Source organism: Rhizobium mongolense USDA 1844, from assembly GCF_000419765.1.
In the GTDB taxonomy this organism is placed as follows: Bacteria; Pseudomonadota; Alphaproteobacteria; order Rhizobiales; family Rhizobiaceae; genus Rhizobium; species Rhizobium mongolense.
In genome coordinates this window covers 1-12,093 of record NZ_ATTQ01000059.1, presented here as the reverse complement: position 1 = coordinate 12,093, position 12,093 = coordinate 1, and the positions used below count along the sequence as shown (strand labels likewise).

Genomic DNA, 12,093 nt, shown 5'->3' with positions numbered 1-12,093 from the left:
GATCGACGGATAAAGCTGCGATTGGGCGACGCCGATATTGGCGGTCGCCGCTGCCAGATTGCGCTCGGCCACGCGGATGTCGGGACGGTTGCGGATCAGGTCGGCCGGGANGCCGGAGATGATGCCGGCACGGTAGACCGGCTGGGCCGACCCCTTCTGCAGTTCGGCCATCAGCGAGGAGGCCGGCAGGCCGAGCAGCGTGGCGATGTGATGCGCCGAGACGCGGAAGTTGGTTTCCAGACCGGGGATTTCGGCCTGCGTCGACTGCACCAGGCCCTCGGCCTGGACGACGTCGAGCCTGGAGGCGGCACCGGCTTCCAGCTGGAACTTGGTCAGGTCGTAGGTCTCGCGGCGCGATTGCAGGTTGGCCTTCGACAGCGCAATGCGCTCCTGGAAGAAGCGGGCGTCGATATAGGTCGAGACGAGATCCTGCAGGAAGGCAAGCCGGGCCACGTCGGCGCTGGCATAGGCCGAATCGAGCGAGGCCAGCGCGCTTTCCTTGGAGCGGCGGTACTGGCCGAAGAGATCGAGCAGCCAGGAGACATTGGCCTCGCCGCCGGAGGTGTTGGTAGCACCCACCCGGGTGCGCTCCGAGCCCATCTGGCCCGACACCGTGTGCGAGGCGCCGACCACCAGGCTCGGCAGCGAACCGGCCCCGGCGACCGTCACATTCGAGGACGCCGAATTGATGCGCTCCATCGCCTGCAGCACGTCGAGGTTCTGGTCGATGCCGCGCGCCACCAGGCTGTCGAGCTGCCTGTCGCGATAAGCCGACCACCAGGCCACCGTCGCAACATCACCGATATTCTTGGTGCTGCCCTCACCGAATTTTGCCGGCAGCGGCATCTCCGGAGGCGTGTGGTCCGGTCCGCTCACGCAGCCGGCCAGCAAAAGCAATAGTGCCGGTGTAGCAAAACGAAGAGATATCATTCATTTCTTCCTGTAACTCGACCAAGTCTAAATTCTTGCCAAAAGCATCATGCTTTGCCGTCGGCCGCGCTTCGTCCCAACGAGGTACACCACGCCGAAGCAGTCCGCGGGCAATGTATCAATGGTTCATTCATTCTGGCAGTGCATTTTTATCACACTCACGCCACAATTTTCTTGCGGCGGGAGAATACGCGTCGGATGACAACGAAGAAGGACGGCACGAAGAAAATCCCGAGCGCCGTCGCCGCGAGCATGCCGCCGAGAACACCGATGCCGATTGCGTTCTGGGCTGCGGAGCCCGCGCCGGTGGCGACGGCAAGAGGCACGACGCCCAAAATGAAGGCAAGCGATGTCATGATGATCGGGCGCAAACGCAGCCTTGCCGCTTCCAGAGTCGCCTCGAAGAGCCCCATTCCGGTCTCCATCCGGTCCTTGGCGAATTCGACGATCAGAATCGCGTTCTTCGCTGCGAGACCTATCGTCGTCAGAAGGCCGACCTTGAAGTAGACGTCGTTCGCCTGCCCGAAGAGGGTCGCAGCCATAAGCGCGCCGAGCACGCCGACGGGCACCGCCATGATCACCGAGAACGGGATCGACCAGCTTTCGTAGAGTGCCGCGAGGCAAAGGAAGACGACGAGCACCGAAATTGCATAAAGCATCGGCGCCTGCGAACCCGAGAGCCGCTCCTGATAGGAAATGCCCTGCCAGGCGACCGTATAGCCGCCGCCGAGCTGTGCAGTCAGGGCCTCCATCTCGTTCATGGCGTCGCCGGAGCTGACGCCCGGCGCCGAAGCGCCCTCGAGCGGGATCGCGCTGACCGCGTTGAAGCGGGCGAGCGTCGGGGCACCCTTGACCCATTCCGTCGTGGTGAAGGCGGAGAAAGGAACCATTTCGCCGGAAGAGTTGCGGGCATACCAGTGGTCGAGATCAGTCGGCTGCATTCGGAAGGGCGCATCGCCCTGCACGTAGACCGGCTTGATCTCGCCATTCAGCGTGAAGTCATTGACGTCGCGGCCGGTGAAGATGACAGAGAGCATCGCATTGACCGCAGATATATCGACGCCCATGGCGCCGATCTTCTCCTGGTCGATGGCAATCCGCATCTGCGGCTCGACTTCCTTGTTGTTATTGCGGAGCGCGACCACCTTGCCGCTGGCATTGGCCATCTGGATCAGTCGCTTGGAGGCGGTGTCGAGCGCAGCCGTGCCGTGTCCGCCGGTATCGACGAGGTACATCGAGAAGCCGCTGGACACGCCGAGACCCTGTATCGCCGGCGGCAGCAATGCGAAGACCTGCGCTTCGCGGAAGGTGAAGAAGGTCTTGAGCGCCCGCGTCACGATCGCCTGCGCGTGCTGATTGGGATCGGTACGAAGCGAGAAGTCCTTGAGCTTGGTGAAGACGATCGCGCTGTTCTGGCCGGAGCCGTTGAAGCTGAAGCCAAGGGCGCCGAAGACCGACTCAACGGAGTCTTTCTCGTTTTCGCGATAGTATTTTTCGACCTTCTCGACGACCGCCTGGGTCTGTTGCGTGGTCGATCCGGGCGGCGTGGTGACGATCGTCAGCAGAACGCCCTGATCTTCCTGCGGCAGGAACGAGCTCGGCAGGCGCGTGAACAGATAGGCGCAACCGGCGCCGACGAGCAGGAACACCAACATGACCCGGATCGGACGCCTCAACAGGTAGCCGATGGTGCGGACGTAGCCATTGGTCGAGCGCGTGAAGTTGCGGTTGAACCAGTCGCCGACGCGGTGCTTCCTGTGTTCGCCGACCGGTTTCAGCATGCTCGCGCAGAGTGCCGGCGTCAGCACGATGGCGACGAGGGCCGAAAGCAGCATGGCCGAAACGATGGTGATCGAGAACTGACGGTAGATGATGCCGGTCGAACCGCCGAAAAAGGCCATCGGAATGAAGACGGCGGTCAGAACCAGCGCGATGCCGACGATGGCGCCGGTGATTTCGCCCATCGACTTCTCGGTCGCCTCAAGCGGCGACAGCTTTTCCTCCGACATGATGCGCTCGACGTTCTCGACAACGACGATAGCGTCGTCGACGAGAAGGCCGATTGCGAGAACCATGGCGAACATGGTCAGCGTGTTGATCGAATATCCCGTTGCCGCGAGAATGCCGAAGGTTCCAAGCAGCACCACCGGCACGGCGATGGTCGGGATCAGCGTCGCGCGCAGGTTCTGCAGGAAGACAAGAAGAACCACGAAGACGAGAACGATCGCTTCGATGAGGGTATGGACGACCTTTTCGATCGACAGCTCGACGAAGGGCGTCGTGTCGTAGGGATAGGTGATCTCCACGCCTTCCGGCAGGCCGCGTCCGATCGTGTCGAGCGCCGAGCGAACGCGCTCTGCGGTATCGATGGCGTTGGCGCCGATCGCGAGGTTGACGGCAAAGCCGCTCGAGGGCTGGCCATTGTAGCGCGAAGAGCCGCCGTAGCTTTCCTGGCCGATTTCGATGCGCGAGACGTCGCTGAGGCGGACTGTCGAGCCGTCCTTTTCCACTTTCAGAATGATCCGCTCGAAGTCCGCGACCGTCGTCAGCTGGCTCTGCGCGGTGATCGTAACGTTCAGCTGCTGGCCTTCGACGAGCGGCTGTGCGCCCAGCGAGCCAACGGAGACCTGGGTGTTCTGGGCCTCGATAGCCGAGGTTACGTCGCTTGGCGTCAGCTGATACTTCTGCAGCTTGAAGGGATCGAGCCAGACGCGCATGGCGTAACCCGAACCGAAGATATTGATGCTGCCGACGCCTTCGAGACGCTGGATCTGATCTTCGATCTGGTTAGACAGGATGTTTCCGAGGTCGACGGAATTCCGCTTGCCGTCGGTCGAGACCAGCGAGCCGACCAAAAGGATACTGGAGGTCGATCGCGTGACGCTGATGCCGGCATCGATGACGTCATCGGGAAGCTGCGATTGAACGAGCTGCAGCTTGTTCTGGACCTGCACCTGCGCGATGTCCGGGTCGACGCTTGTTCCAAACGTCAGCGAGATGCTCGCCGAACCGGTCGACGAGGTCGAAGTCATGTAGGTGAGGTCATCAAGGCCGGTCATGCCGTCTTCGATGATCGTCGTCACCGATTTCTCGACGGTTTCAGCGCTCGCACCGCGATAGGTGGCGTTGATGCGCACCGTCGTGGGTGCGATGTCCGGATACTGCGAGATCGACAGCGTGAAGATGCCGAGCAAGCCTGCGAGCATGATGGTAATCGCAATGACCCAGGCAAAAATCGGGCGTCGGATGAAAAACTTGGCCATCAAATTATTCCTGTGCGGCTTGGATCAACGTTAGAGGCGGGCGCGTCCTACTGCGCGGCCGGCTTCTGGGCGTTACCGGCCGCTGCCTGCTCGGCGGCCACGACCACACCGCTTTCATTGATCTTCATGGGGACGGGCGTAACCGGCATGCCGGGCGCGATCGACTGCAGACCGCTGACGATCAGCTGATCGCCATCCTTCACGCCGTCGGTCACGAGCCAGGAATTGTTGGAGGGCGAGGCGTTTTCGAAGACACGTGTCTCGACTTTGCCATCAGCGGAGATGAACTGCGCCGTCAGACGCCCGGTCGCGTCGCGGCTGGTGGCCAGTTGCGGCAGCGCATAGCCGACCTCGGCGCCAAGTTCGACGGTTGCGCGCACATACATGCCCGGCAAAATGACGAGATCCGGATTCGGGAAGAGCACGCGGATGATGAACGTGCCGGTCGTCTCGCTGACGATCTGCTTCGACATATCCAGCTTGCCCTTCTGGGCGTATTCCTTGCCGTTTTCCAGGATGAGCCGGAAGGCGACATCGGCGCCTTCACCCCGAACGGTGCCTGATGTCAAGGCATCACGGAGCCTCAGGAGATTGGTGCTCGATTCGGTCAGCGAAACATAGATCGGGTCAAGCTGGCGGATCGTCGTCAGCGCCGTTGTCTGATTGGCGGCCACCACGTTGCCCACGTTGTAGGCCGTCTCGTCGATGACGCCGTCGAACGGCGCGACGATCTTCGTGTGGTCGAGATCGATTTGCGCGGAGGCAAGGGTGGCCCTGGCCGATTCGACCTCAGCGTGAGCCTGGAGAAGAGTGGTCTTTGCCGTTTCGAATTCGATCTGCGTCGCGCCGCTGCCGACGAGGCGCTGATAGCGGTCGAAATTACTCTGCGCGCTCGGCACGCTGGCTTCGGCCTTGGCGATTGCCGCCTTGGCCTGTTCGACGGTCGCAACATAAGGCGCGTCTTCGATCTGATAGAGGAGATCGCCCTTTTTCACCTCGCTGCCTTCTCTGAAGGCGATTTCACGGATGATGCCGCTGACCTGCGGACGGATATCGGCGGTCTGATAGGCCTCGGCCCGGCCCGGAAGGATCGTCGTGACCGGGAACGTGTCCTTCTTCAGCGCCACGACACCGACCGGGGCTGCCTGCTGAGCCGCCGCTGCGGGCCCACCCGCGCCGCCGGTCGGGTTGTTGCCGCTGTCGCTGCAGGCAGTAAGCAATCCGCCCAGCACCAAAGCTGAAGAAATGATGAAGCCACGCCGTATCATGCTGAATTCCCTTGCGGTTAGCATTTTGCGGATCGGATCACCGGCTCCGGCGACGGAGCGCTGTATCCATATAAGGAGCGTGATTAGCGGGATTCAAATACCCTTCGATCCGGACTTAAGAAAAGATTTACGAAAGTGACGTAATTCAATGATCGTCACTTAGCAAGCGCTATTTTGCAGTGCGATATCTACAAAACAGACGATCTCTTCAGCCCTGTGCACAAGTGTATCCTTATCGTCACGGGCGATCAGCACGGGGTGCAGCACCGATGCAAGAACATCGGCAACGGTATGAGCGGCGCGGCGCGGATCGGAACATTTATAATGATCGGCGCTCACCCCCTCGCGGATGATTTCTTCGAGTTTGTGCTCAATTCGCTCGCGATAGCGATTACCTGCTTCGAGCTTCGCCTGAACTGTCGTCAGCACCATTTCGAAGATGTAGGGATTTTCCTGAATGTCCTTAAGGTGGCTGTCGAGAAGCCGAAGCACGAAACGCAGCAGTTGCTCTTTCGGCGGGAGGTTCCGGTCGAAAGAGCCAAAGCGCTCGGTGGCGTCGCCGAGATGCCGTTCGGCGATGGCATCGACGAGCGCCACTTTCGAATGAAAATGCTTGAAGACATTGGCAGGCGACATGCTGAGGGAGGAGGCGATGTCGGCGATCGATACGGCGACGAAACCGCGCTGGCGAAACAGCAACTCGGCCATCGACAGAATGTCTTCCCGCGTTTCCTCGGCCTTACGCCGCGGCCTTCGTGCCATTCGTTCCCCCGCCGGCCTTCCGGCCGGCACCCCTTCCTTGCACATGCTAACGCCTCCCGGCGAAATCCCGCAAGCGCACAGGCGGCTTTCGGGCGGTTCGTTCCGGATTTTTAAGGGAAATAGCGCGCAAGGTTGCTTCGCACACGGGCAACCGGGGTTTCGCCGCTGTCATCCGGCACGAAAGACTGGGCGGTAATCGCCTCACAGGCCTTGATGTAAACCTTCGATGTCTGCTCGACCAATTCGACCGGGATCTCCGGGATCTCGTCCTTGTAGGGGTCGCAACGTTCGGCGACCCAGGCACGGACGAAGTCCTTGTCGAAGCTTGCGGGGCGCGTGCCGACGTCGAAGGCCTGCTGATAGCTGTCCGCGAGCCAGTAGCGGCTGCTGTCCGGCGTGTGGATTTCGTCGGCGAGAATAATATTGCCGTCCTTGTCGGTTCCGAATTCGTATTTGGTGTCGACAAGGATGAGGCCGCGTTTCGCAGCCATTTCCTGGCCGCGTGCGAAAAGCGCGAGCGCGTATCTCGAAAGCGTTGCCCACTGTTCCGCCGTCAGCAGCCCGCGGCTGACGATCTCGTCAGGCGTCAGCGGCTCGTCATGGCCGCCGTCGAATTCCTTGCTGGTCGGCGTGATCACCGGCTCGGGCAGGCGCTGGTTGTCGCGCATACCGTCCGGCAGGCGCATGCCGTACATTTCGCGCTCGCCCTTCTTATAAAGAGTGAGGATCGACGTGCCGGTGGTGCCGGCGAGATAGCCGCGGACGACGACCTCGACGGGCAGAATGTCGAGCCGCTTGCCGATGACCACATTCGGGTCCGGATAGGCAATGACGTGGTTCGGGCAGATATCCTTGGTCGCTTCGAACCAATAGCGCGCCGTCTGCGTCAGCACCTGGCCCTTATATGGGATGCAGGTCAGGATGCGGTCGAAAGCGCTGAGGCGGTCGGTGCTGATGATGATGCGGCTGCCATCCGGAAGGTCGTAGTTCTCGCGCACCTTGCCGCGGTAATAGTTCGGCAGTTCGGGGAAATGGGCTTCGGAAAGAATTCGCACGGGCTCGATAGTCCTTTGTCGCGGGGTTTCACCTTGCTCTAGTTTTATTGCAGGGGATGTCAAGCAAATGGCTTTCAAAGCCAGATCAGGGCGACCAGAAGAACGGTCAGAAAATAGGAAGCAAACGCCAGCGGACTGCCGGCGCGCAGGAAGTCGGAGACGCGGTAGCTGCCGATGCTCATCGCCAGCGTATTGTTGTGGTGGCCGAACGGCGTCAGGAAATCGAGCGATGCGCCGGCGGCAACGGCAATCAGATAGGGGGCCGGGGCTTGGTGTGCCGCCTCCGCGAATTCCAGCGCAACGGGACTGAGCACAATTGCCACTGTCGCGTTGTTGACGAAAGGCGTGAGCGCCATGGCGATGAAGAGCAGGAGCGCGATGCCGGCAAGCGGCATGGATATCGGCACGAGCAGGCTCAGCCAATCGGCGACCAACTGGGCCGTGCCTGTTGCGGCAACAGCCGAGCCGATCGGGATCATCGCGGCCAGCATGATGATGATCGGCCAGTTGATGTCTGCCATGGCCTGGCGGAGGTTGAGATAGCCCATCAGCGCAAGAACGAGCACGACAGCCGCAAATGCGATCTCCGGGCGGACCGGCCCGACAGCCGAAAGCGTCACGCCAGCAGCGAAGACCAGGAAGGGCTGCCACGCATTCGACGTCGCCTCGTCTGCAGGCTGGGAGGCGAGCGGCAGGCATTCGCATTCCTCAAGCGCTTCAGCGACCGCCTCGCGCGGGCCTTCGAGCAGAAGGATATCGCCGATCGAGAGCTGCAAATCCTCGAAGCGGCCTTCGATCCGTGGTGACCGCATGGAGAGAGCGGCAACCCTGACGCTCCGGCTTTTAAAGACCTCTAACGAGCGGATTCGCGAGCCGACTAGCGTGCTCTCCGGCATGACGACTGCTTCAATGCGGGTGAAATCCGCCTGCAATCCATTCGGATGAGCTTCTGGAACGAGCGCAGCCGAGGCGGCGAGACCGGCAAAGACCGCATCGGCGCCTTCGGCAAGCAAGCTATCGCCTGCCTCGATCGTCGACTGATCGAGCGGGCCAAAGACGAACCGGCCGTTGCGGATCAATGCGTGCGGCTGGATTTCAAAGAGGCTGGAGCAATCGAGAAGGCGTACGCCGGCGAGCGGCGAACCCTCAGGAATGCGCCGTTCCGTCACGATGCGCCGTCGGGCTGGCGCCGCAGCCGCAGGTTGGTCGTCCGTTTCGGGAAACAGTTGCGGAACGAGAACCGCCATCAGCAATATTCCGGCGATGGCGACAGGAAGGCCGACATAGGCGAAATCGAAAAAATGAAAGCCGGAGCCCGTTGCCTTGGCCAATGCATCGCTGACAAGCAGATTGGCCGGCGTTCCAATCAGCGAGACGAGACCGCCGAGAAGTGCCGCGAAGGAAATCGGCATGACGAGCTGGCGCCGCGGGATATCCATGACGCTGCTGATGCGCAGCGTTGCAGGCAGCATGATCGCGAAGGCGCCGATATTGTTCATGAAGATCGAGATGAGGCCTGTGACCGCAGAAAGACTGGCGATCACCGTGAAGCCGGACAGTCCGGCGGCTGCAAAACGTGCGGCGAGGCTGTCAAAGAGTTTCGCGCGGGCGAGCACCTGAACGATCAGTAGAATCTCGACCACGGTGATGACGACGGGACTTGCGAAACCGGCAAAGACCTGATCGGCCGGATAAAGTCGGAGCACATACCCGGCAAGCAGGCCGCCGATCGCCACGACCTCGATGCGGATACGGTTCAGGGAGAACAGAACGAGCATTGCCGAGAGAAGGATCAGCAGGGATGCTTGCTCGAACGTCATGGGCGGGCTCGCGTTTCAACCGTCAGCGGAATGTAGCCATCCGGACAGGGCTGTATAGGGAGGGCGCGCGGAAAGATCGAACAAATCCTCATATTGTGCGAGGTCAGGCAGTGGGCGCGCGCCAGCGGCCTTCTGCCGTTCTTTCGAGTATCGGTGTCGCGAAGACGCCAATGGTGCGGTCGGGCCATTGGGCGCCTTCAGCGGCGATCTTTTCCTTCCAGCGTTCGGATTGCAGCATCGCCGCGGCGATGACGACAGGCTCGATATCGCAGGCCGTCATCAATTGCAGGCCCGCGACGATGGAACTGCCGCTAGAAATGACATCGTCGATCAGCGCGACACGGCGGCCCTGAAGCAGCGGCAGCATGCGGGGGTCTATATAAAGACGCCTCTGCTGTTGCGGCGTGGTAATCGACGACAGGGCCACGGAAAGGTCGTCGCGATACCAGAATTTCCGGGAGGTGCCCAAGGGCACGTAGCGCGCGTGTCCGAGCTTCTGGGCAACTGCTGCAGCAAACGTCAACCCGAGCGTCGGCAGGCCTGCGACGATATCGATGTCAAAGTGCCTGATCGTTGCCGCCAGTTGCCCGGCGAGAGCATCGAGCACGGCGAAGCTCGCCTGGTTGACGATCAGCGAGGCGAGCGCGTGTTCGCTGTCGGCAAGCACCCGGATCGGCAGACGAAGCTGGCGGCGGTCCTGCAGTTCCGCGACATAGAACGAGGTGAAATCGCCATCTGCCGGAAAGCTGCCCGGGGCATGGAGCTCCTGCCAGAACTCATGCGGGGCGATATCGTCCTTCTGCATCAATTCCGTCCGGTCCTTTCCATGCCCGTCCGCCGCTTCAGGTCGCGTAGCTCCGCCTCTGTCAGTGCGCGCACCGAGCCTTTCGGCAGCTCTCCAAGATTAAGCCCACCGATTGCAACCCGCACCAGCCGCAGGCACTCGGCACCGGTGGCTTCGAGCATGCGGCGGATCTGCCGGTTACGGCCCTCGTCGAGTTCCACCTCGATCCAGGAGTTGCGGTCGCCGCTTCGCAAGAGCCGTGCGGCCGTCGCTGTCAGCACTTCGCCGTCGTGCCGGATCCCGTATGTCATTTCGGCCAGCGATTCCGCATCCATGATGCGGTTGACTTGCACATGATAGGTCTTGGTCACATGGGTGATCGGATCGAGCAGGGCCTGCGCGAACTCGGTATCGTTGGTAAACAGCAGCAGGCCTTCGCTTGCCTTGTCGAGCCGGCCGACCGGTGAAAGATGCGGAATGTCGAATTCCTTCAGACAGTCATAGACCGTCGGACGCTCTTCCGGATCGTACCGGGTCGTCAGCAGCCCGCGCGGCTTATTCAACATCAGGTAGATTTTCGCCTCGGCGGCGATCGGTGCGCCGTCGACTGCAAGCTTTGCTGATTGAAGATCGACCCAGACGTCGAGATTCCGGATAATCCGCCCATCGACCGCAACACGGCCGTCGGCGATCAGGCGTTCGGCCTGGGTGCGGGAACAATATCCGAGCTTCGAAAGCGCGCGCGGCAGGGTGACCCGCTTGCCGCCTGTATCCGCGCCGGCTTTCTCGCGTTCACGCAATTTCTGCGGTTGGCGCCGCTCTCCCACTCAGCCGTCCTTGCCTGGTTGCAATGCCGCATTCTTTGCACGAACGGCAGACGGACGCCAGCGAAGGCGGCGAAAACTCAAAGGAATAATGAGAGCAGGGGAAGCGCGCGCTGAATGCAGCCGAACAGGATCGTCCGCGCCGGCGGTTTCGTTACTGATTTTGTAAAACCTGGCCGGCCTTAGTGGCAGGCGAGGAAGCCTGCCAGTTCCTGACGATTGACGACGATGCCGGCGGCGGCCTTCACCGGGTCAGGATGGGTATAGGTCAGGCTCAGCATTTCTGGCAATTCGAGCGCCTGGCGCATATTCATGATGCCAACTGCACGGCGGCCGGTCGCGCTGTCTACGCTGACCTCGACGATGCAATTCGCCTTCTTGTTTTCCATGTTGTGTCCTCCCTCATTATTATGCTTGCCTTCCTGCCATTAAAAATTGGTTTTTCTAAGACATAAGTATTTATGGACCCTACCGAATTTCCGATCGGCGGGGTCCCAAATAATCATTCTTATTGTGCGCTGCGGTAGTAAGCTGGCCTAGCGCCACCAATGTTGCGGCTGCGACTGTTGATGACCACCTAGCAGGTAGCCGGCAAGGAAGCCCAATGCACCAGCGAGGATGAGGGCGGTTGTCGTTGCCGCCGCATGTTCGCGGGCAGCACCGGCTGCGGCCACACCTTCTGCGCGGATCTGGGCAACGGCGTTCTTTGCGCGAGGCAGCGATTCATCAATGGCCTTGCCGGCGCGGTCGCGCACTTCGTAATAGGCTTCGGCGCCCTGAGCGGAAATCATCTTCTGTAGGCGCGACACTTCCTGTTGAAGCGCGGCAATGTCCTTGCTCACAGACGTGCGGATGTCATCGGTATTGGCAGCCATGTCGTTCTCCTTTGTTGTGATAGGAGAAGAACACGACAAGCCGCATTAGGTTCCGATTTTGGCTGATAGCGGCCGTGCTCGTTCTTTCGGCGCCGATCTTTACAGTTTGTTAACCATAAATCCGCGTTTGACGGCTGTTTTTGAATAATTTTTTGCCGGCGGAAAGGTGAATTTGAGCGATGTTTGACCGGCTGATAAAGATTTTCCTCGAGGAAGCGCGGTGAGAAGCGGTCCTGTGAATAATTTTGCCTTAAAATCGTGAGCGAAAACAGTCTGTTACAAAAATGTCAAAAAAGTTGGATTGTCGGTGTTGACTATGTCTGAGGGTTAGCCGTATAAGCCGCGTCACTGAACGAGGGCGGCGGCGCTGCTGGCGACGATGTCCTTCGCTCTTGGGTTTCCGGATTGGCTGGATTGCTGATTGGGGCTGGGACTTTCGGGTTTCGGTTTGGCCTTGTGACTGGATATGTCTGGTCTGTTATTTGACAATTGAAGATGAGAAGAAAGAGAAA

General features: G+C 60.5%; 10 protein-coding genes. All 10 read right to left on the bottom strand.

What is annotated here, in order from left to right:
* A partial coding sequence (locus A3C3_RS0136395) for an efflux transporter outer membrane subunit (RefSeq protein ID WP_022719392.1) occupies positions 1 to 930 on the bottom strand: 930 nt, incomplete at its 3' end.
* 158 nt (positions 931 to 1,088) lie between these two features.
* Positions 1,089 to 4,193 carry an efflux RND transporter permease subunit gene (locus tag A3C3_RS0136390; protein ID WP_022719391.1) on the bottom strand — a complete coding sequence of 1,035 codons (3,105 nt, stop codon included), beginning with the start codon at positions 4,191 to 4,193 and terminating at the stop codon, positions 1,089 to 1,091.
* Between the two features lie 47 nt (positions 4,194 to 4,240).
* Positions 4,241 to 5,461: an efflux RND transporter periplasmic adaptor subunit gene (locus A3C3_RS0136385; RefSeq protein WP_022719390.1), complete on the bottom strand. Its 1,221-nt coding sequence runs from the start codon at positions 5,459 to 5,461 to the stop codon at positions 4,241 to 4,243.
* Positions 5,462 to 5,620: 159 nt separating this feature from the next.
* A complete protein-coding gene (locus A3C3_RS0136380; protein WP_022719389.1) occupies positions 5,621 to 6,223 on the bottom strand; it encodes a TetR family transcriptional regulator in 603 nt (200 codons plus the stop codon).
* Between the two features lie 110 nt (positions 6,224 to 6,333).
* Positions 6,334 to 7,278 (bottom strand): phosphoribosylaminoimidazolesuccinocarboxamide synthase, encoded by a 945-nt coding sequence (locus A3C3_RS0136375; protein ID WP_022719388.1) that lies wholly within the window; start codon positions 7,276 to 7,278, stop codon positions 6,334 to 6,336.
* 74 nt (positions 7,279 to 7,352) lie between these two features.
* Positions 7,353 to 9,098, bottom strand: coding sequence for an SLC13 family permease (locus A3C3_RS0136370; RefSeq protein WP_022719387.1), 1,746 nt, complete (start codon positions 9,096 to 9,098; stop codon positions 7,353 to 7,355).
* Positions 9,099 to 9,201: 103 nt separating this feature from the next.
* Positions 9,202 to 9,888: a phosphoribosyltransferase gene (locus A3C3_RS0136365; protein ID WP_028740310.1), complete on the bottom strand. Its 687-nt coding sequence runs from the start codon at positions 9,886 to 9,888 to the stop codon at positions 9,202 to 9,204.
* Between the two features lie 14 nt (positions 9,889 to 9,902).
* Positions 9,903 to 10,709 (bottom strand): pseudouridine synthase, encoded by an 807-nt coding sequence (locus tag A3C3_RS0136360; protein ID WP_022719385.1) that lies wholly within the window; start codon positions 10,707 to 10,709, stop codon positions 9,903 to 9,905.
* 179 nt (positions 10,710 to 10,888) lie between these two features.
* Positions 10,889 to 11,095: a hypothetical protein gene (locus A3C3_RS0136355; RefSeq protein ID WP_022719384.1), complete on the bottom strand. Its 207-nt coding sequence runs from the start codon at positions 11,093 to 11,095 to the stop codon at positions 10,889 to 10,891.
* 147 nt (positions 11,096 to 11,242) lie between these two features.
* Positions 11,243 to 11,581, bottom strand: a complete 339-nt coding sequence (locus A3C3_RS0136350; RefSeq protein WP_022719383.1) for a hypothetical protein — start codon at positions 11,579 to 11,581, stop codon at positions 11,243 to 11,245.
* Between the last annotated feature and the right edge of the window lie 512 nt (positions 11,582 to 12,093).